Origin of the sequence: Brevibacillus sp. FIR094 (genome assembly GCF_050477165.1) — a bacterium.
Taxonomy (GTDB): domain Bacteria; phylum Bacillota; class Bacilli; order Brevibacillales; family Brevibacillaceae; genus Brevibacillus.
In genome coordinates this window covers 103,345-122,500 of the sequence record NZ_JBEAES010000015.1, presented here as the reverse complement: position 1 = coordinate 122,500, position 19,156 = coordinate 103,345, and the positions used below count along the sequence as shown (strand labels likewise).

General features: G+C 47.0%; 20 protein-coding genes. 7 read left to right on the top strand and 13 right to left on the bottom strand.

Annotation, left to right across the window (positions count from 1 at the left end):
• Positions 1-22: 22 nt before the first annotated feature.
• The 5 genes from ACQ5DJ_RS15645 to ACQ5DJ_RS15625 all read right to left on the bottom strand — a co-directional run bounded on the left by ACQ5DJ_RS15645 (position 23) and on the right by ACQ5DJ_RS15625 (position 5,566).
• Positions 23-1,423: a S8 family peptidase gene (locus tag ACQ5DJ_RS15645; RefSeq protein ID WP_429843280.1), complete on the bottom strand. Its 1,401-nt coding sequence runs from the start codon at positions 1,421-1,423 to the stop codon at positions 23-25.
• 85 nt (positions 1,424-1,508) lie between these two features.
• Positions 1,509-2,279 (bottom strand): Cof-type HAD-IIB family hydrolase, encoded by a 771-nt coding sequence (locus ACQ5DJ_RS15640; RefSeq protein WP_429843279.1) that lies wholly within the window; start codon positions 2,277-2,279, stop codon positions 1,509-1,511.
• 109 nt (positions 2,280-2,388) lie between these two features.
• Positions 2,389-3,504, bottom strand: coding sequence for an ABC transporter ATP-binding protein (locus ACQ5DJ_RS15635; RefSeq protein WP_429843278.1), 1,116 nt, complete (start codon positions 3,502-3,504; stop codon positions 2,389-2,391).
• Between the two features lie 112 nt (positions 3,505-3,616).
• Complete coding sequence (locus ACQ5DJ_RS15630) at positions 3,617-4,624, bottom strand: PucR family transcriptional regulator (protein ID WP_429843277.1); 1,008 nt, start codon at positions 4,622-4,624, stop codon at positions 3,617-3,619.
• Positions 4,625-4,666: 42 nt separating this feature from the next.
• Positions 4,667-5,566 carry a metallophosphoesterase gene (locus tag ACQ5DJ_RS15625; protein ID WP_429843306.1) on the bottom strand — a complete coding sequence of 300 codons (900 nt, stop codon included), beginning with the start codon at positions 5,564-5,566 and terminating at the stop codon, positions 4,667-4,669.
• A gap of 160 nt (positions 5,567-5,726) precedes the next feature.
• Between ACQ5DJ_RS15625 and acsA the strand changes: the two genes are divergently transcribed.
• The gene (gene acsA, locus ACQ5DJ_RS15620) at positions 5,727-7,442 is read left to right on the top strand and encodes an acetate--CoA ligase (protein WP_429843276.1); all 1,716 of its coding nucleotides are present in this window, start codon (positions 5,727-5,729) and stop codon (positions 7,440-7,442) included.
• A 48-nt stretch (positions 7,443-7,490) separates the two neighbouring features.
• On the opposite strand, the gene ACQ5DJ_RS15615 is transcribed toward acsA, so the two are convergent.
• The 3 genes from ACQ5DJ_RS15615 to ACQ5DJ_RS15605 all read right to left on the bottom strand — a co-directional run bounded on the left by ACQ5DJ_RS15615 (position 7,491) and on the right by ACQ5DJ_RS15605 (position 10,113).
• The gene (locus tag ACQ5DJ_RS15615) at positions 7,491-8,486 is read right to left on the bottom strand and encodes a cation diffusion facilitator family transporter (protein WP_429843275.1); all 996 of its coding nucleotides are present in this window, start codon (positions 8,484-8,486) and stop codon (positions 7,491-7,493) included.
• 29 nt (positions 8,487-8,515) lie between these two features.
• Positions 8,516-9,556, bottom strand: coding sequence for a flavin-containing monooxygenase (locus ACQ5DJ_RS15610; protein WP_429843274.1), 1,041 nt, complete (start codon positions 9,554-9,556; stop codon positions 8,516-8,518).
• Between the two features lie 143 nt (positions 9,557-9,699).
• A complete protein-coding gene (locus tag ACQ5DJ_RS15605; protein WP_429843273.1) occupies positions 9,700-10,113 on the bottom strand; it encodes an ArsR/SmtB family transcription factor in 414 nt (137 codons plus the stop codon).
• A gap of 231 nt (positions 10,114-10,344) precedes the next feature.
• Between ACQ5DJ_RS15605 and ACQ5DJ_RS15600 the strand changes: the two genes are divergently transcribed.
• Genes ACQ5DJ_RS15600 through ACQ5DJ_RS15590 form a run of 3 tightly spaced genes read left to right on the top strand, consistent with a single transcriptional unit; the run spans position 10,345 to position 12,754 of the window.
• A complete protein-coding gene (locus tag ACQ5DJ_RS15600; protein ID WP_429843305.1) occupies positions 10,345-11,271 on the top strand; it encodes a permease in 927 nt (308 codons plus the stop codon).
• Between the two features lie 10 nt (positions 11,272-11,281).
• Positions 11,282-12,280 carry a TIGR03943 family putative permease subunit gene (locus tag ACQ5DJ_RS15595; RefSeq protein ID WP_429843272.1) on the top strand — a complete coding sequence of 333 codons (999 nt, stop codon included), beginning with the start codon at positions 11,282-11,284 and terminating at the stop codon, positions 12,278-12,280.
• An 18-nt stretch (positions 12,281-12,298) separates the two neighbouring features.
• Positions 12,299-12,754, top strand: coding sequence for a GNAT family N-acetyltransferase (locus ACQ5DJ_RS15590; RefSeq protein WP_429843271.1), 456 nt, complete (start codon positions 12,299-12,301; stop codon positions 12,752-12,754).
• A 114-nt stretch (positions 12,755-12,868) separates the two neighbouring features.
• Here the strand turns inward: ACQ5DJ_RS15590 and ACQ5DJ_RS15585 are convergent, their stop codons facing one another.
• The 3 genes from ACQ5DJ_RS15585 to ACQ5DJ_RS15575 all read right to left on the bottom strand — a co-directional run bounded on the left by ACQ5DJ_RS15585 (position 12,869) and on the right by ACQ5DJ_RS15575 (position 14,804).
• The gene (locus ACQ5DJ_RS15585) at positions 12,869-13,273 is read right to left on the bottom strand and encodes an SET domain-containing protein (protein ID WP_429843270.1); all 405 of its coding nucleotides are present in this window, start codon (positions 13,271-13,273) and stop codon (positions 12,869-12,871) included.
• A gap of 80 nt (positions 13,274-13,353) precedes the next feature.
• A complete protein-coding gene (locus ACQ5DJ_RS15580) occupies positions 13,354-14,001 on the bottom strand; it encodes a response regulator (protein WP_007724217.1) in 648 nt (215 codons plus the stop codon).
• Positions 13,998-14,804 carry a sensor histidine kinase gene (locus ACQ5DJ_RS15575; protein ID WP_429843269.1) on the bottom strand — a complete coding sequence of 269 codons (807 nt, stop codon included), beginning with the start codon at positions 14,802-14,804 and terminating at the stop codon, positions 13,998-14,000. The genes ACQ5DJ_RS15580 and ACQ5DJ_RS15575 overlap by 4 nt, the downstream gene beginning before the upstream one ends.
• A 108-nt stretch (positions 14,805-14,912) precedes the next feature.
• Here ACQ5DJ_RS15575 and thiD point away from each other — a divergent pair, with 108 nt between their 5' ends.
• Positions 14,913-15,707, top strand: a complete 795-nt coding sequence (gene thiD / locus ACQ5DJ_RS15570) for a bifunctional hydroxymethylpyrimidine kinase/phosphomethylpyrimidine kinase (RefSeq protein WP_429843268.1) — start codon at positions 14,913-14,915, stop codon at positions 15,705-15,707.
• A 64-nt stretch (positions 15,708-15,771) separates the two neighbouring features.
• Here thiD and ACQ5DJ_RS15565 read toward each other — a convergent pair whose 3' ends face one another.
• Both ACQ5DJ_RS15565 and ACQ5DJ_RS15560 read right to left on the bottom strand, forming a co-directional pair.
• Positions 15,772-17,103 (bottom strand): DUF4179 domain-containing protein, encoded by a 1,332-nt coding sequence (locus tag ACQ5DJ_RS15565; RefSeq protein ID WP_429843267.1) that lies wholly within the window; start codon positions 17,101-17,103, stop codon positions 15,772-15,774.
• A 5-nt stretch (positions 17,104-17,108) separates the two neighbouring features.
• Positions 17,109-17,633 (bottom strand): sigma-70 family RNA polymerase sigma factor, encoded by a 525-nt coding sequence (locus tag ACQ5DJ_RS15560; RefSeq protein ID WP_429843266.1) that lies wholly within the window; start codon positions 17,631-17,633, stop codon positions 17,109-17,111.
• 127 nt (positions 17,634-17,760) lie between these two features.
• Between ACQ5DJ_RS15560 and ACQ5DJ_RS15555 the strand changes: the two genes are divergently transcribed.
• Together ACQ5DJ_RS15555 and splB are read left to right on the top strand one after the other, a co-directional pair.
• Complete coding sequence (locus tag ACQ5DJ_RS15555; RefSeq protein WP_429843265.1) at positions 17,761-17,988, top strand: hypothetical protein; 228 nt, start codon at positions 17,761-17,763, stop codon at positions 17,986-17,988.
• Positions 17,989-18,059: 71 nt separating this feature from the next.
• The gene (splB, locus tag ACQ5DJ_RS15550) at positions 18,060-19,133 is read left to right on the top strand and encodes a spore photoproduct lyase (RefSeq protein WP_429843304.1); all 1,074 of its coding nucleotides are present in this window, start codon (positions 18,060-18,062) and stop codon (positions 19,131-19,133) included.
• The last annotated feature ends 23 nt before the right edge of the window (positions 19,134-19,156 follow it).

Below are 19,156 nucleotides of genomic sequence, written 5' to 3'. Positions count from 1 at the left end.
TACGCTTTTTTGTTCACTAAACTTATTGCCCACCAAAGCGCAGTCGTTGAAAGAATTTATTAAGCAAGCCGCCGATCGTTTTTGGAGGTTGTTCTGTTTTGACTCGCTCGGCCGGCTGGGCTTGGCGAAGAGCCTGGTTCACATTGATCAGGCCGTATCCGTATAACTTGTCGTGCCCAGGAGCACCGAGATCAGTCGAGGATTGTCTAATGAGATTCATCACGTCTTGGGTTTTCATATTGGGGTGAATGGAACGGATGAGTGATGCGAGTGCAGCGACATGAGGGCACGCCATCGAAGTACCTGATAGCGAGGCATAGTCGCTATAAATGTACGTGCTCGGAATATCAACCCCAGGAGCAGATACATCCACATAATCACCAAAGTTGGAAAAATCGGCGCGTTCTTTACGGTGATCGACAGCGGCAACGGCAAGGACTTCATCATAGGCAGCAGGAAAGCTAGGCTGATCGCTCGCATCGTTTCCAGAAGCAGCGACTAACACGACATTTTTATCAAAGGCATAGCGACATGCTTCCCGCAGAGCAGCAGAGGAGGTATAGTTACCTACACTCAAGTTGATGACATCCGCTCCGTTATCTGTCGCCCAATAAATCCCTTGTGCGATGTCCACGGCTGATCCTGAACCGTCTGCGCCAATGGCTTTAATCGGCATGAGTTTGCTATTCCAGGACATCCCGGCAATGCCATCTCCGTTATTCGTTTTCGCTGCTATGACACCTGATACGTGGGTTCCATGACCATTATCATCCTCAGGTTTGTTACTGCCATCCAAAACGTTGTAGCCTTTGACCAGCTTACCAGCAAATTCGGGATGCTTCATATCCACACCTGTATCGACAATTGCAACGATGACATCACTACTGCCTTCGCTGACGTCCCAACTTTGCTCCATGCCAATCAGAGGAAGATTCCACTGGTATTCCTTGTAATACGTATCGTTTGGTTTCACGTTCGGAAGCAAGAGGTAATTTGGCTCGGCAAATACGGAGTCAGGATGTTCAGCCAGTTTTTTCATGAGTTGCTTGGTAGTCATGCTCTTTGATTTGATAATGAGAAATTTGTCAAAATCACGTTTAATCTTGGCATCCAAAGAAGAAACGAGCTGATCAATTTTTTCTTGCTTGGGGCGTGGTGAAAAGCGCACGACGACTTCGTTTTCTACATAATGACTACGGTCACGCTGGTTATGATGAAGCGTTTGAATATGGCTCTTTTTCTCCAGGTCACGACGAATGTCTTTCACCTGTTCAATGTAGTTAATACGAGGAATTCTCGCTTGAACCGATGTCACGCGGGGATGAGGTTCGCGCATTTCTTGTTCTGCATTCTGATTCATCCGAAACGGGACAACTACGAGACCGACCAAGGCAACAGCGGCAACAAAAGGCCAGACGCGCAAAAAAACTCACTCCCTCCAGTGCTGTTGTCTATAGCGTGCACATGAAGGGAGTGATTATGAAGGAAATAGCTTACAGTTAAGGTGTCTAAATTAAACCAAGCTTTGCTAAGCCATGTTGGATGCCACTATCGTTTACGTGGCGCGTAATCATATTGGCGAACGGCTTCAGCTCTTCATGAGCATTGCCCATCGCTACCCCCATACCAACATAGGAGAGCATCTCTTTGTCGTTCAATCCGTCTCCAAAGGCAACAGCATCCGCAGGAGTTAGTCCAAAATGTTTTAAGACGGCTTCAATTCCTTTTGCCTTGGAGCCGTTTGGGGGCAAAATATCCATGCAGTGTTCATGCCAACGAATGTAAGAGACGTCATGGAATTCACCCGTGTATCTCGATTCATTAGCGCCACAGTAAAGAAATGCTTGATAAATCGGCGTTTGCTCCCAGTAGCGATGCCGATATGCCGGGGATTCCAGTCGCAACCAATCAAAAGACTCAATGATATGTGGGTGGTCCATGGCATTGGCATAGCAGTGATCTGCACTCAAAAATACCATGGGATGGGACTGACCCTCCGCCATTTGTTCGAGCTTTGCCAATGTATCTGTAGCAATTGGCGTGTGATGGATGATTTTCCCTTCGCTCTTCACATACGACCCGTTAAAGCCCACGAATGTCTCAATGCCCAATTGCTCAGCGATTGGCATCAAATGATAAGGAGCTCGGCCTGTTGCGATCGCGACATGGACACCATTTTGTTTTAATGTTTGTACGGCGTCCACCGTTGTTTGTGGAATGATGTGATCGGTGTTCAGTAAGGTTCCGTCAATGTCAAAAAAGACGATTTGATAAGCCACTTCTTATCCGCTCCTCTCCACGCTACCTCTAGTTGTTCTCTCTATAAAGGTTTTGCACAAAAAAATAGGAAAAGGAATGCCGGATGGGACACTCCTTCTCATATCGCTATTAGAATACAGCTACTTCTGTCTCGCTGTCAAATACATGACATTTGGCAAGATCCATCGCTAGTTTTACCTTCATCTTTGGTTTTAGCGCTTCCCGAGAATCCACGCGCGCTACCATCTGGGTATCCCCGATATTGTGGAAATAGACGTACAATTCGGAACCCATGTTCTCTACGACTTCAACTTCTGCTTCCAGTGAGCTCTCAAAAGGATTTGCTTCCATAAAAGAGGCGTCGCTGTAGATATCCTCTGGGCGAATACCAAAAATAACCTGCTTATTTACATAACCTTTTTCCCGTAAAGTCTTGGCTTTATCTTCTGGGAAGCGTACATGAATATTTTGTGCATCAAAATAGAGTGCTCCGTCTTTCTCGGAAAGATTCCCTCTCACAAAATTCATCGCAGGAGAGCCGATGAAGCTCGCTACAAACAGATTGACTGGATGATTGTAGATTTCAGTTGGGGTTGCCACTTGTTGGATAAGGCCGTCCTTCATGACGACGATCCGGTCCCCCATGGTCATAGCTTCTGTTTGATCGTGCGTCACATAAATGATCGTGGTATTCAAGCGTTGATGCAGTTTCAAAATTTCCGTGCGCATTTGTACACGTAGCTTCGCATCCAGATTGGACAACGGTTCATCCATCAAAAATACTTGCGGCTCACGCACGATCGCGCGGCCCAATGCGACACGCTGCCTTTGCCCCCCGGACAGCGCTTTTGGCTTGCGGTCTAGCAAATGGGAAATATCGAGGATTCGAGCTGCATCTTGAATTCGCTTATCAATATCGGATTTGGAGAATTTGCGCAATTTCAGACCGAAAGCCATATTTTCGTATACATTCATATGCGGATAGAGTGCATAGCTTTGAAAAACCATGGCGATGTCGCGATCTTTGGGTGCCACATCGTTGACACGGCGATCGCCTATGTATAAATCACCTTCCGAAATCTCTTCTAGACCTGCAATCATGCGCAGCGTGGTAGATTTTCCGCAACCAGATGGTCCGACTAGAACGAGGAATTCGCGATCTTGAATTTCTAAGTGAAAATCGTCAACTGCCGTAATATTGTTTCCATATCGTTTATACAGGTGGGAAAGACTTACCTTTGCCATGAAATAGGCACCTCCTCGGGTTTGTGAAGAGAGCAAATTCTTTGATGTCTGTAATGGTAGGGTACCAATTCACTTGCAAGATGGATATGGACAGTATATACGAAATGTTTTGTTAATTTTGACGAAAGAGAAGGTAGAGCTGTAGCATGACGGCATCAGGAAACAATCGCGGATCTAATCCAGTTTGTTCTTTCAGCTTGTCCAATCGATACAACAGGGTATTCCGGTGAAGGAAAAGCTGCCGTGCTGTATCGCTTACATTCAATTGTCTGGCGAACAACGTATCTAATGTTTCCAGCTGTTCATCTGTCATGTGCGGAATGGTTATGACAGCGGCCAGCTCGTTGGCGATTGCGTCTGCTATTTCTTTGGGGAGAGAAGCTGCCCATCGTTCTAATGGATAAGACCAATCTCCAGCGACCATCATTTGTGGTCGATAGGACTGAAGAGCACGTGCGAGTGATACTTGCCGTAAAAGAGTGTCGCCTAATGCAAGTGGACTCGTGAGTGGCGATCCGACAACAAGGCGAACAGGTTCCATCCATTCCATTGAAATCAGATCATGCATGCCAGATGCCCACTCCAAAAGCTCTGCAGCCGTTTTTTGATGATCGAGCATGGAGACAGGGACGATGAGAAGGGCATGTGTTTGCGTCAACGGAATGAAATCAGGTACTCCTTCAAAAAAATCATGCAACAAGGGCTGCAAGGAATCCCATTCTCCCTTGCGATCCGGTCTGCATCGCTCTAATAAAAAGGAGACGCGCGCTTCTTTCCACGGCCATTTTGCTTCCAGGTGAGCAGGGATTGCAACAGGGGAGTCAGAGACAATGCCCGAAAGCCAATTGGATATCTGCATGGGGAGTGGAAGCGTTGCTGGATGATCCACATGAGGAAAAATCAGATCCAACAACGCACGGGCTGAAGTATGCCAAGCTGCCGTTTCGATAAAGATCAATGTCATCACATCGTTATTCGAATGGAGGGCAACTTGCTCCCAGCCGTTTTTTACCCAATCCTGCTTCGCTTGTGCTGCTCCTGTTTGTGAGAATTGTACATATTCGATCGGTAAATTTGTCGCTTGTCGGATGTGCTCGACATCTCTCTTCCATTTTTCCACAAGGTGACCCCCATCTCGACACGAAAGTAAGGCTATTATACCTTAGTCGAGGACGAGGGTGGCAGCTGTTTCTTGTAGAGCCAGAGCTGGAACGGCCATCTCGTTGAATGGAGCATCACTTCCCAGTACATGCAAGGTTATCTCGGGACGGGAACGCAGACGGATGTTTACCCCTGTTTGCCCCAGGCCCTCACTAATGTAAAAGGGGCGACCATCCATCTCGTGAAGACCTTTCACGATATTCAGCTTAGGCAGTTTCCCCATCGTTGCGAGATGAAAGGGGCGCGGCCAATGGATCTGTCCTCCGTGAAAATGCCCTGACAACAAATAATCGTAAGCATACTCTTTCATGTGCAAAACGATATTAGGATCATGAGTTAAGACGAGCCTTGCTCCTGTCTCGGGTACACCGAAGAAAGACTTGGCCAGGTCGCTATGGCGCGTGCTGAAATTATCCACACCAATAATGTGCAGGGGCTGACCCTTGTGATAAATGGTTTCATTTTCGTTGATGAGAACACGGCAGCCAATTCGTGTAAGCTCCGATTTCAACTGTGCGAGCTTGAAAGGGGGAAGAACGTAGTCATGGTTGCCAAAAACTACATAAGTTCCGAGTGCTGGCTGTAATTGCTGGAGGCATTGCACAAAAGCAACTGCCTTCGGGATGTTAATTTCGCGGTCGAGCAGGTCACCGGTAATGGCAATCAGGTCTACCTGACGCTGCGAGAAGTCAGCGACAATGCGCTGCGGCAGTACAGATAAGTTTTCCATGTGCAAATCAGACAAATGTAAGATCGAAACCGGCTCAAACTCATGCGGTTGATGAAGGTGCCGGGATGTTTGCAAGGGTATCGCTACTTCTTTTATTTGAACATCAAATGTATTGCGATAGGCTCGAAAAAGCAACAAGGCGATAGCCCCAAGTAGAATAAGCCAGAACATCATGGTCAGCCATCTCCTTTGCAGTAGAGTACCGTCATTATACAAGAAAATGTTCGCAATCGAATAAGTAGGTTCTGGCAGGAGGAATTACTCAAAAAGTGTAGAAATATTATGAATGTTGTGTAGTGAGAAAAACGATGTTGAGTGGGAGAGTGAAGACATGAACGTAGAGAAAATTCCAGCAACGGAAGGCCCTTTTAATCTGGAAAATTATGACGAAACATATGCGAATTTTGATTGGTTGGATGTGGAGAAGCAGTTCTCTTGGTATGAGACTGGGAAAGTGAACATGGTGTACGAAGCCATTGATCGACATCTCGCTACTGATCGGAAAGACAAAATCGCTTTGATGTACAGCAATGCGACGAGAGACGAGACTTATACTTTCGCGCAATTAAGCGAGTTATCCAATAAATTCGGTAATGTTTTGCGGAATCTGGGCATTGTGAAAGGGGACCGCGTATTCGTCTTTATGCCGCGTTCGCCGGAGCTTTATGTAAGCGTTTTAGGCACGATTAAGGTTGGCGCAATCGTAGGACCACTGTTCGAAGCGTTCATGGAAGCGGCTGTGCGTGATCGCTTGGAAAATAGCGAAGCAGTTGCGATTGTTACGACACCTGCACTCTTGCCACGCATTCCCGTAAGCGACCTGCCTGCATTAAAACACGTGATTGTTGTAGGTGCAGAAGAGGAGCTAAAAGAAGGACACATCGGCTTTGAAAAAGCGATGGAAGAAGCCTCCACCGAGCTGGAAATCGAATGGGTTGATCGTGAGGATGGCATGATCCTGCATTATACCTCAGGCTCAACGGGCAAGCCAAAGGGTGTTCTGCATGTTCACAATGCCATGATCCAGCACTACCAAACGGGGAAATGGATTCTCGACTTGCAAGAGGATGATATTTATTGGTGCACAGCAGACCCAGGCTGGGTAACGGGAACTTCTTACGGCATTTTTTCACCTTGGTTGAATGGAGCAACGATTGTCGTACGTGGCGGACGTTTCACTCCCGAAGACTGGTACAAAGTCATTGAGAAAAACAAAGTATCCATTTGGTTCAGTGCTCCGACTACGTTCCGCATGTTCATGGGGGCAGGGGATGAACTCGTCAAGCAATTTGACTTATCCAGTCTGCGTCACGTCCTGAGCGTTGGGGAACCACTCAATCCTGAGGTCGTTCACTGGGGTATGCGCGTGTTCAATCAACGCATTCACGACAACTGGTGGATGACGGAAACAGGTGCTCAGCTGATTTCTAACTATCGCTGTATGGCGATCAAGCCTGGATCGATGGGTAAGCCGTTCCCAGGTATTCATGCAGCGATTATTGACGACCGTGGTAATGAGCTGCCGCCGAATCGCATGGGGAATTTGGCAATCCGTACAGGTTGGCCAGCCATGATGAGACAAATCTGGAACAACCCAGCGAAGTACGAGGAATACTTCAGCATCCCAGGCTGGTATGTATCTGGGGATTCTGCATATAAGGATGAAGAAGGTTACTTCTGGTTCCAAGGTCGAATTGATGATGTGATCAATACTTCCGGTGAGCGAGTCGGTCCGTTTGAAGTAGAGAGCAAGCTCGTGGAGCATCCAGCAGTAGCGGAAGCGGGCGTCATCGGCAAACCAGATCCGGTACGCGGTGAAATTATCAAAGCGTTCATCTCGCTGCGAGCTGGTTATGAGCCAAGTGAAGCGTTGATGGATGAAATTCGTAAGTTTGTGAAAGAAGGACTCGCTGCACATGCTGCTCCTCGTGAAATTGAATTCCGCGACAAGTTGCCAAAAACACGTTCCGGAAAAATCATGCGCCGCGTCTTGAAAGCGTGGGAATTAGGTCTACCGACTGGTGACCTGTCTACCATGGAAGATTAATCACAAGAAAACCCATCTCTCGAAAATGTCGGGAGATGGGTTTTTTTCTTAGGAATGGCTATGTTGTTTATGAGCATGCGCATGGTCGTGGTCATGATCATGATCGTGGGAATCGGTTGTTGCCTGGCAATGTAAGTCACCGTGTGTAGTAGACGAGTTCTCAATCTGAATGGTAGCGTGCGTAATGCCGAATTCTTTTTCCAAAAGGGCAAGCGCGTCATTTAATACAGGGTAGCTAGGCAAATCGTCCTCGACAACTAGATGGCATGTCAGGGAATCAAATCCGGAAGTCACCGTCCAAATATGGAGGTCATGCACTTTGATAACTCCAGGCAGCTGACTGAGTCGCTCTTCTACTTTTGTCGTATCCAGCCTTGACGGAGCGCCTTCCAGCAAAATATTGACGGATTCTTTCGTTACGCGCCATGCGCTCAGCATGATCAAGACAGCCACGACGATACTGATGATCGGGTCGGCAATGTACCAGTCAAAAGCCCACATCAGGATACCACCAACGATTGCACCGACAGAACCGAGAAGATCGCCGAGAACATGGAGATAGGCACTGCGTACATTGACGTTGTTCTTGGTATCGCCACGCATGAGTACAAGGGCTGCCGCAATATTTGCCAAAAGACCTACGCTGGCGATGATGATCATGGAGCCGCTGGCAACCTCAGGCGGATTCCACATGCGTTGGAACCCTTCCCAAAAAATGAACAAGGAAATCAGAACAAGTGTCACACCATTGGTCAGTGCTGCCAAGATTTCAAAGCGTTTCATCCCGAACGTTCTCTTGGCAGAAGGTGGTCGTGCAGCGAAATGAACTGCGATCAAGCTCAACAGAAGCGCTAATGCATCGCTTAACATATGCCCTGCATCAGAGAGCAATGCCAAACTATTGGTGAGGAAGCCCCCGATGGTTTCTACAACCAAAAATACAGCAATGATGAGGAAAGAAATGAGAAGAGCTTGTTTACTGGCTCCTTTTCCGTGGTGATGGTGATCGTGGCCATCTCCATGATCGTGATGATGAAAGCCCATGATTGTGTCCTCCTTATAAAACGAATGATTTATAGATGCTCTGCTAAATAAAGCGCGTCATTCCCTACACCGCCCATAAGTGCTGATCCTCGTGTATGCTGCCAGGGTAGCCCGAGAAAGGATATACCGGGAACTTCTGTTATCCCTCGACGATGAATCGGTCGGCCATGAGAATCGAGCACATTGCGAACGTTTAGCCAATCGTAGTTCGGTCGAAAACCGGTTGCCCACAATATGTTGTTGAACGTTGCCTGTGTTCCATCTGCAAAAGTAGCGGTATTACCGTTCACCTGTACTGCGCGGGGAACCAATCGCATTGCTCCGGTTCTGGACAGTTCACGGACCTGCTTTTTGTAACCGAATATGGGATCAGGTGAGCTGCGCATTTTCTTTCCGAGCCAGGTGGAGTGGTGAGCATCGAGTAACCCCAGTATCTTCATATAATCAAATATAGGTTTTCCAAAAATGAAGATTGGCAAGTAAGAGCGTGATTCTCCCTGTGAAAAAATAACGGGCCGATGGGCGGCGAGCTCTACCGCAATTTGTGCTCCAGAGTTGCCGCTGCCAACGACGAGGACCGTGCCGTCGATGAGCTGGCTCTCATTCTTGTACTGCGAAGTATGCAGTTGATAAACGGTGTGGTCCAAGCTGTTCGCGATAGCTGGGATAAACGGTGTATGAAATGGTCCAGTCGCAATAACGACTTGCTTAGCGTAGAGCAGACTGTCTTGTGTCCGTATCTGAAAGCTGAAATCAACCTTGCTGAGCTCCATAACAGTTGTACCTAGCATGACAGGCAATTCGAAATGTTTGGCGTACAATTCCAAGTAGTCTGCCGCTTCATCCTTGTTCGGGAGTGTATTCGGCTCTCCGGGAAACGCAAGACCAGGTAGTTGATTATGTTTACGTGGTGTAAAAAGTACTAGTGAATCGTAGCGCTGTCGCCAACTATCACCAATCCGTGTATGTTGCTCCAAAATGACAAAACGGCGATTTTTACGCTTGAGTGCATATCCGAGAGCAAGTCCTGCCTGCCCCCCTCCAATGACGATTACGTCAAACTCTTTCATGTTTGATGCCTTCTTTCCAGCTAAGAATTAACTAAATCATACCACATTCATTATTATATTCAATCAATCGTTTGAATGTTTTTTGAGCATAAGCAAAAAAAGGCCGCCACTCATAGTGACGGACCTGTCTGTAGCTAGTGGGTTTACGGTTTTGATTGCTTCAATTCGGCAGCATGCTCAATTCCACACATGATTAAATGACGGACATGATCATCATCAAGCGAGTAATAGACGAGCTTGCCGTTTTTGCGGTAGCGGGCGAGACCCATGTTTTTTAACAAGCGCAGATGGTGAGAGGTATTGGGGATCGAACTATTGATGGTTGCTGCGACATCACATACGCATAGCTCTCCTTCAAGTGCCAGCGCGTAAATGATTTTTGCCCGCGTATCGTCTGCGAGAGCCTTGAAGAGAGGGGCGACACCTTCTGTCTCCATCATTCTGGGCCGAAGCCTGTTTACTTTTTCTTCATCGATCGTTTGTACTTCACAAACCTCTAGATCAGTGGGAATGCGCTGACTGTCTTCGCTCACTTCATTCACCCCGAAGCGTTCCATTTTTCACCATTATAAGACGGATACAGGGGGAAGGGAAGGCTGTACAACCTGTTCATCTTGCAAAAAAAAGTAAAAGAACAAGAAGGAAATATAGATACCTTTATATAAATAGGAATGATACCTATTTGTGAATGGAGAGGAGAGAACTCCCACTTGATTCTGAAGATTCGCCAATTCCTGGTTGAAATAATCGGGGCGCTCCTGCTTGGACTAAGTGTCATCTGGTTAACAATGGGCAGAGACAGTAGCTTTTTTTCCGGTTGGAGCATAGAGTGGTCCCCATTGTGGCTTGATGTGAAAACCTTTTTCCTTAGTATTTGGCTGGAAGCAATCCCGTTTGTCCTCTTGGGTGTGTTCTTTTCTGCATTTATCCAGACGTTTGTAACAGAGGAGCAGGTGAGGCGCTGGACACCGAAACATCCGCTCGTGGCCCTGCCGTTTGCAGGATTGCTCGGGTTTTTGTTCCCCGTATGTGAGTGTGCCATTATCCCTGTGGTTCGTCGCTTGATCCAAAAAGGGATGCCGTTGTCAGTCGGGATTGTTTTCTTATTGGCAGGACCGATTGTGAATCCCGTTGTTTTGTCATCGACCTATGTCGCTTTCGCCCGTCAGCCGGAAATGGCATTCTACCGTGGCGTTGCGGGATTTATTGTTGCACTCATTGTGGGTATGCTTGTCTTCCTGTTTGTCAAAAAAAATCCGATTCGACTCGGCATGGAATCGCAAATCAGTCATGAAGCTGACCATGTAAAATCGACGGGTGGAAAGCTGTCTTCGACGTTTGCCCACGCGGTAGACGAATTTTTTGACATGGGAAAATATTTGTTGTTTGGTGCGTTTATCAGCGCGCTTTTACAAGTGTACATCAGCCGGGATACGCTCATGGACATCGGTCAAACACCGCTTACCTCCAATTTGGTCATGATGGGGATGGCTTATTTGTTTTCGCTTTGTTCAGAGGCAGATGCGTTTATCGCTGCTTCCTTTACCAATACGTTTTCAAGCAGTTCGTTGCTTGCATTTCTGGTTTTCGGTCCCATGCTCGATTTAAAAACGACGTTGATGCTATTTGGAACGTTTCGATTTGGTTTTGTTGTCAAGCTGGTCGTGGCTATTACGCTTTTAGTAATTTGTGTCACCATGCTCATACCGATGTAAGGAGGAAAATATGGATCAGAACAAATTGAAGCGTCATCATATCATGCGCAGTCTGATATTGGCGGGCATTACAGCGTTGTTGGCCTATTTAATCCTGTCGGAAACGCTCCGTCACTATCTCGCACCGCGATTACACATGTTCAGCTATGTCACGCTCGTCATCATGGCCCTGTTGACAATTGTCAGCATACGGCAAATTTTTGTAGGTAGTAGTGTTTACGATTGCGATTGTGAGGAGCAGCATAAAGTTCCGCGTACACCCATGGGCTCCCTTTTGGTTTACGGATTGTTTGTGCTGCCAATCGTGATGGGATTTGTCATGCCGGATAAAATTCTTGGCAGTGATGTAGCGGAGAAGCGGGGAATCACGCTTCTCAGCAATGATGTACGAAAGCTGGCGGATGTGACGGCCAACGCGAATACGAATGCAAATGCAACAGAGAATGTGGAGCAGCCAGCAGTGGTAAAAGAAGATGCCGAGCCAAGCGTAGAACAACAGCCAGAGGCTATCAATCAAGGAGCAACCCCCCCAGTGCAAGCGACAAACGACGAACAATTGCGGCAGCGATTTTCAAACGGGGGATTTGGTGACTTTTATACGGATATCGCCGTCTCTCTACATAAACAGCCAGTGATTGAATTGAATGACAAAGTGTTCCTGGACGGACTCACCACCATGGAGCTGTATGCGAAAGAATTTGCTGGAAAAGAGCTTGAGACGATGGGATTTGTATATCGGCAGCCTGATTTTACGAAGCAGCAGTTTGTCGTGGCGCGTTTTTCCGTCACCTGCTGTACAGCAGATTCCAGTGTTTATGGCGTGTTGGTGGAAAAGGAGGACGCGAACAAATGGGCAAAAGACAGCTGGGTAAAAGTTCGCGGCAAGCTTGAGCTACGTCAGGTAGACGGATACGACATGCTCGTTCTCAAAGCCTCTCAGGTTGAAGCCGTCTCTGCACCAAAAGATCCTTATGTATACTATAGCTTTGAAGCAGCACCAGACAGTTAACATGCGGGGGAAAGCGAAATGATCGTGCGACTAGATTTACAGGATGAACAAACGGTACAAAAACTTTGGAACATGCAGCAAAGAGCGTATCGTGTAGAGGCGGAGTTAATTGGAACGGAAGATATTCCACCCCTGCGCGAATCAGTAGAACAACTGAGGACATGTGGAGAAACGTTTTATGGCTATATCGAGGAAGGAGAACTGGCAGGGGCGGTTTCTTTTTTGATCGAGGGAGAAACGTTGGATATTCATCGGATGATTGTGGATCCTCTTCATTTTCGCAAGGGAATCGCGAGTCAATTGCTTGCCTATGTCCACGAGCTTAGCTGCAGCAAGATAGCCGTCGCGACTGGCTCCTTGAATGAACCGGCTGTTCGATTGTATGAAAGACATGGGTTTACCTTGACGGATCAGAAAGAAGTGATGCCCGGTCTGCGGCTGTCTTTTTTCGAGAAAACGCTTCGTCCACGGTAAGGTGAAAGGCCGTCCCAATAGTTTGGGAGGGATAGGGTTACACAAAACAACCCGGAGAACGGGCACTTTTTCAAGTGTCTGTTTCCGGGTTTTTATTCTTATAAAAGCATATTCTTATTTGTTATCATCTGTTTCTTTCTGTTGGTCTTCATAAAACCAGAGAGGATCATCGCAATCCTCATCACCATTGTAGTTGATTAAGATTTCTTCACCCGCTTGAATGTCCGTATACGCATAAAAATCAAACGTGTGGTTATCGAAGTTAATCTCGTACGTGGCATTTGGCGTGTAGGAGTGGTTAAATAGCATGCCATAGCCTAACAAGAAAGCTGTATGATTAGCACCGTACTCAAATGCATAATCTGCTAGCAAGGTTTTCTCGATATGCTCATGTTCTTCGTTCAAATAGGGCAGCACGGGCGCTTCATGAATCAGGACGCCTTTTCGGATATCTTGCGTTGCAAATACACCTCTATTTAATTCTCCATTACTTAGTTTGGAGGTCTTGATTTCGATCATGCGGATCACCTGCATTTCTTAGGTCTGTGGAAAACGTATCTTCTAAGGATGACAGTTGATCGGGCAGAAAGCAATGTTTTTTATTTTATGACCAAATGATGGCGAACCGCATAAGCAGCGAGCTGGACGCGATTGGCCAATTGCAGCTTCTCGAGAATGTTTTTTAGGTGGTTTTTCACCGTGTTTTCTGCGATGATCAGCGCCTCGCTTATTTCCCGATTTGTTTTTCCTGCTCCCACATACATGACAATCTCTCGCTCTCGCGGGGTCAGAACATCTGGTACCATTTCATCCGTCGCCTCTTCTTGACGGAAGCGGTACATGAGCCGGGTTGCCATTTCTCGAGTCAATTCACTGTCCTCGCCGAGCAAGGCATGCAAGTAGTTAATCCAGTCGTCCGGCTCTAAATTTTTCAGCAAGTAACCTTGGGCGCCGAACTGAATAGCCGTGATCAGGTCAGCAACGTCATCGGAGACGCTGAGAATGACGACTTTGATGTGCGGATATGCTTTCTTGACCTCGCGGGTCGCTTCGAGTCCGCTCCATTTCGGCATGTTGATGTCCATGAGTACAAGATCCGGTTGTATTTGTCCGCATAAGAGAAAAGCTTCCTCGCCATTTTGCGCTTCTCCGATGACTTCAAAAGAGGGATCGGGATCAAGCAGGCTGCGAATGGCCATACGAGCCATCGGGTGGTCGTCGGCGATCAGTACACGGTAAGCGTTCATTGTATTTTTCCTCCTGATTGAGAAGATAAGCGGATGGTCGTTCCGCCTGCCGGTCGTAATTGAATGTCGATGGATGCGTTCAACTGGCGTGCTCGCTCGCGCATCATGGACAAACCGTATTTTTTCGCATCGGGAGAAGGGTTGGAGATCCCCATGCCATCGTCTTCAACGGCGAGAACCCAGCCAGTTATTTCATCCGTCGTGAGGTGAATCCACGAATGCTTGGCCTGAGAGTGCTTGCGGATATTGGCAAAAGCTTCTTGGATGATCCCGAACAGTTGTACTTCTGCAGTGGGAGTAAAAAAGCCGTCTTTGACATGCAATTCGCTGACAACGTCGATTCCAGATAAAGCGCTCCATTGCGCCAGCCATTTCTCAAGGCGTAGATCCAGACTGCCTTCTTCTGGTAATGAGCGCAAGTTAAAGATGGCTTGACGTACATGATTGTCGATAGCAGAAACAGCGACCCGGGCATCGTCCAATTGTCCCTGCTTGAGCTTTACGTTGAGAAAGAACAAAGACTGCGCAATCCCATCGTGCAATTCGCGGGCAAGGCGTTCCCTTTCTTCATAAACAGCGCGACGAGCTTGTTCCTCGACGATTCGTGCATTCATTTGTTTAAGGGTGTGAAACATCCAGGTAGCGAATAAAAAAGAGAGAAAGAGCGTCAAGAGGGTAATGTATACATTTCCCGCTTCCATAGACATGTAGGGGAGTAAAAAGTCATGACGGATGAATTCGAAGCCCCCGATGATAATGGTTGGAATGAGAAAGGTTAACCAATAAAAAATACGATATGACATGGAACTGTCCCCTTTGAATACAGTTGGCAAACATTCCTTTAGTATACCGAATGGGACGAGCGGATGGTATACTCAGGTGAGAAAAGGTGGAAAGCAGGAGGGAATATCATGAGCACGATTGCGAAAGCATTGACCATAGCGGGTTCAGATAGCGGTGGGGGAGCTGGGATTCAGGCAGACCTGAAAACCTTCCATCAACTCGGTGTGTACGGAATGAGTGCGATCACAGCAATCACTGCACAAAATACATTGGGCGTAGCAGGTGTTTATCCGTTGCCGACAGAGGCGGTTGCACAGCAAATGCATGAGGTGCTGTGTGATCTAGGCGCTGACGCGGCGAAAACCGGAATGCTGTTTAACGCTGATATCATTCGTGCAGTAGCGGAAGAGGTCAAAGCATTTGGCCTGAAAAAGCTGGTGGTAGACCCGGTAATGATCGCCAAGGGAGGGTCAAAACTACTGCTGGATGAGGCGATCGTTGCCTTGAAAAAAGAGTTGTTACCTCTCGCAGAAGTCGTCACACCTAACTTGCCAGAAGCAGAATGCTTGACTGGCATGAGAATCGAGACGACAGACGAGATGCGCGAAGGGGCAAAAGCAATACATGCGTTAGGAGCTCGCAATGTCCTGATGAAGGGTGGACATATGCAAGGGGATGTTGTCGTGGACATTTTGTTTGACGGTACGGCATTCCATGAATTATCCCATGAGCGTATCCATACACGTCATACGCACGGCACAGGTTGTACATTCTCAGCGGCACTTACAGCAGAGTTAGCAAAAAAGACACCGCTCATCACTGCGGTTGAAAAAGCAAATCGCTTTATCTTCGAAGCAATTAAGACAGCCCCGCAAATAGGTGGCGGGCATGGGCCGACCAATCACTGGGCGGTTGTAGATTAATTCGGTGAACCAAAAAGTGAATGCCCCACAGTGATCAGGTCACACAATCACTGTGGGGCATTTTTTATTTGACTTCAATAGAAAAAGTACCTTGAAGTCGTTCAGGATAGCTGGACAGAGGAAAGGAATAGGAAGTAGGCGTACCTTTGTTTGTTTTTCGCTTAAATAGAATGGAATAGTTTTGAATAGATTCAACATCTGTGGAGTAGGTGCTTCCTTGCACATAATCATATTCATTTCCTAGGTCGTCCGTCAGGCCATACCCTAAGGAGATATGAGAGTGTTCATCTTGTGGCGGAACCTTCAAGGAAAAGTCCATGCCAACGACATCATCAACTTGACGTAGTGCCGTTAATTTTAGGCGATCATCCGGCACTTTTGTTAATGTGCCTGTCTTCGCATCGATTACGATTTGCAATTGATCTTTGTCTATGGCACGAATGCCATTGGCTTTGAGAATTAGCTTTTCGGGCTCTACAAAATAAATACTCTCCAGGTTGTATACCCTCCCATTCTCACCATTGTCCCGAATAGGAACGCCATTTCCCCAAAAAGCGAATGTTTCTCCTTTTTCATCTTCGAGCCTCAGCTTATCAAAATCAAATACGTGCTTTTTGTTAGCTGGATCAAAGCGAATGCTCACTTCAGTCTGAGTAGGAAAGACTGCAATTTGTTCTATTGTAAACCGCTGTCCGTCAACCGTGACATCCTTCATCACTGGATATATTTTTTTCTCAAAGGTCTTAAATTTGTTCTTATCCACAGCAAAGTCGATCATGAGAGGAGTCTTTTGTTCGAGATTATCTATTGCTAGCGTGACTTTTGCAGTCATCGCATCGGGTATTTCGGTGGCTTCTTCGATGTGAATATCAATACGATTTCGGATCACAGGGTCTTCACTGCCCATGCTAGACCAGGAAACACCGTGCTCCCACTCCTTTCCAGATTGATCGAACAACTCGATTTTGTGAAGTGCTACTTCTTTATCGGAGAGATCATTCTTCAGTGTATAGAAGAGGAGCATCCGTTTTTCATCTGCCAATACCTGATCAATCGTAAAAGAGACACCCTCAAGTGAACCACTGGCGCCAATATTTTGGACAAGATTGTGTTCTGCTGCCCTTTGCAAGCCTTTATCATCACGAAGGAACTCAACGATCCTTTCCATCCCGGGAATCGAGCTGACGTAAGCAGCAACAGCGGGCGATAAGCGAATGGAAAAAATAAAGACAAAAATAAATGAACAAGCCACCAAACTAGAACTTATGCGTACCCAACGTTTGCGGGTGTGTTTTTTTCTTAGTTCCTTTGCCTGTTCAACCCCTTTTCGAATGTATTGATCAATCTCAGCGGGAACCATGAATGGACCCGCATTCTTTTTTTCATTTTCACGCATGAAGCTCACCAGCCTTTCCCGAGATCTTTGCGGAGTGCACCCAATGCTTTATGTAGCCATGTTTTGATGGTGCCTTCCGGATGACCGAGTACCTCTGCAATATCGCTTATCGTCCGATCTTCAAAATATTTCAAAATAATGATGTGGCGATAATTCGGATTGAGACGAGCGAGCGCCTCTTCGATTTGAATACGCTCGACATTTTGGTCGTCCATAGGAATATTTGCACGATTTTCGACGTCATCTTCCATCGGATCCAAGATGATCCGTTTTCGGCGCTTTTGCTCATCCAGACAAATATGAATAAGGATGCGGGACAGCCATGTACGAAAATACGCAGGCTGTTTCAAACGTGCCAGCTTGAGATAGGAACGGCACGTCGCTTCCTGAATGGCCTCTAATGCATCTGTCTCGTTACGAAGAAAGGCGTAGGCGATTTTATACAGTTGTTCTTTATGAAGGCTGACGAGTTGAAAAAAGGCATCATCATCCCCATCTTTTGCGCACGAAACGAGCTGTTCCAGATTCACTTCTTCCCCTCCTCTAGCATTAGACGGCGCAGGTGGCAAAACGGTTTTCATAAATTGTCAGCCAAGCTGTTTTTTTTGAACCAATCACCTGTCCACTGCTTACTGTAAAAGAAAGAAGTGTGTAAGGATGGGGTGCAGGTGCATGTGGATCAAATGGAGTACGATTCATGAATCGTACGGCCTCCCGCGGATTGCTCAGGAGTGTCGGCGTTATCTAGAAATGAAAGGTATTCGAGTCAGGCTTTTGGCCAGACAGACCAAAAAAGCAGGACATGTCTATACACTGCAAGTACCGCTAGCTCAACAGGAGCAAGCAAAGGTGCTGCTACACGATTTTAAGAACACCCTGAAATAACGGCAGCCATACTTCCCCTTACGTCTAGTCGAATGGCACGGGCATACTAGGTGAAGGGGGAGATGATGGCAATGGGAACGATCCTTTTGGAAAGACCCGAAAAGACGGAACAGAAAGGCAGCAAGCTGTTTGTTCCGGATTATATTTTCGTCGAGCCAAATGCACTGAACTATCCACTTGGTCAGGAGCTGTATCGCCGTTTTCAAACGGAAGGAATTCCGATGCAGATGACGACTAGCCATAATCAGGTCCGTGGAATCCCTGGGGATACAGAAGTGGAGAAATATCGCAATGCGAAGCGGACCTTGGTCATTGGGGTACGCAAAACATTGAAGTTCGAGACCTCTAAGCCTTCCGCAGAATATGCCATTCCACTGGCTACGGGATGTGCTGCCCACTGTCACTATTGCTATTTGAATACAAATATCGGAACAAAGCCGTATGTTCGGGTGTACGTCAATACAGATGAGATTCTTGCGCAGGCCGAGAAGTATATCCAAGAACGCCCGGGTGAAATCACTCGTTTTGAGGCAGCCTGTACATCCGACCCGGTTAGCATTGAGCATCTTACGGGCAATCTGAAACGAGCAATTGAGTTTATGGGCCAGCAGGAGTTTGGGCGGTTGCGCTTCGTGACCAAGTTTCATCACGTGGATTCCTTGCTGGATGCCAAGCACAACAAGCATACCCGATTTCGCTTCAGCATGAATGCCGACTATGTCATCAAAAATTTCGAGCCAGGCACCTCCAGCTTTCATCAACGACTGGAGGCTGCTGGGAAGGTAGCCAAGGCCGGTTATCCACTCGGCTTTATTTTGGCGCCTCTGTATTGGTTTGACGGATGGGAAGCGGGGTATACCGATTTGCTGGAAAGGCTGCGTTCTCAGTTGGTTCCCGAAGCGATGGTGGATTTGACGTTTGAGCTGATTCAGCACCGCTTTACCAAGATCGCAAAAAGCTTGATCCTTCAGCGCTATCCGAAAACAAAGCTTGTGATGAAGGAAGAAGAGCGCAAGTACAAATGGGGGAAATACGGGAAAGGGAAGTATGTCTATCCAGACATCCAAGCAAAGGCGTTACAGGCCCATTTGGAAAGTGAAATTGCCCGACTGTTTCCGCAGGCTCGCGTTGAATATTTTACGTAAGAACCAGACTGCTCTTGATGAAG

Coding starts and splice junctions, on each gene's coding strand:
- ACQ5DJ_RS15635 (WP_429843278.1), bottom strand. CDS start 3,504: ATGGCAAAGGTAAGTCTTTCCCACCTGTATAAACGATATGGAAACAAT.
- ACQ5DJ_RS15625 (WP_429843306.1), bottom strand. CDS start 5,566: ATGTTCTGGCTTATTCTACTTGGGGCTATCGCCTTGTTGCTTTTTCGA.
- acsA (WP_429843276.1), top strand. CDS start 5,727: ATGAACGTAGAGAAAATTCCAGCAACGGAAGGCCCTTTTAATCTGGAA.
- ACQ5DJ_RS15615 (WP_429843275.1), bottom strand. CDS start 8,486: ATGGGCTTTCATCATCACGATCATGGAGATGGCCACGATCACCATCAC.
- ACQ5DJ_RS15610 (WP_429843274.1), bottom strand. CDS start 9,556: ATGAAAGAGTTTGACGTAATCGTCATTGGAGGGGGGCAGGCAGGACTT.
- ACQ5DJ_RS15605 (WP_429843273.1), bottom strand. CDS start 10,113: ATGGAACGCTTCGGGGTGAATGAAGTGAGCGAAGACAGTCAGCGCATT.
- ACQ5DJ_RS15600 (WP_429843305.1), top strand. CDS start 10,345: ATGGGCAGAGACAGTAGCTTTTTTTCCGGTTGGAGCATAGAGTGGTCC.
- ACQ5DJ_RS15595 (WP_429843272.1), top strand. CDS start 11,282: ATGGATCAGAACAAATTGAAGCGTCATCATATCATGCGCAGTCTGATA.
- ACQ5DJ_RS15590 (WP_429843271.1), top strand. CDS start 12,299: ATGATCGTGCGACTAGATTTACAGGATGAACAAACGGTACAAAAACTT.
- ACQ5DJ_RS15585 (WP_429843270.1), bottom strand. CDS start 13,273: ATGATCGAAATCAAGACCTCCAAACTAAGTAATGGAGAATTAAATAGA.
- ACQ5DJ_RS15580 (WP_007724217.1), bottom strand. CDS start 14,001: ATGAACGCTTACCGTGTACTGATCGCCGACGACCACCCGATGGCTCGT.
- ACQ5DJ_RS15575 (WP_429843269.1), bottom strand. CDS start 14,804: ATGTCATATCGTATTTTTTATTGGTTAACCTTTCTCATTCCAACCATT.
- thiD (WP_429843268.1), top strand. CDS start 14,913: ATGAGCACGATTGCGAAAGCATTGACCATAGCGGGTTCAGATAGCGGT.
- ACQ5DJ_RS15565 (WP_429843267.1), bottom strand. CDS start 17,103: ATGCGTGAAAATGAAAAAAAGAATGCGGGTCCATTCATGGTTCCCGCT.
- ACQ5DJ_RS15555 (WP_429843265.1), top strand. CDS start 17,761: ATGGGGTGCAGGTGCATGTGGATCAAATGGAGTACGATTCATGAATCG.
- splB (WP_429843304.1), top strand. CDS start 18,060: ATGGGAACGATCCTTTTGGAAAGACCCGAAAAGACGGAACAGAAAGGC.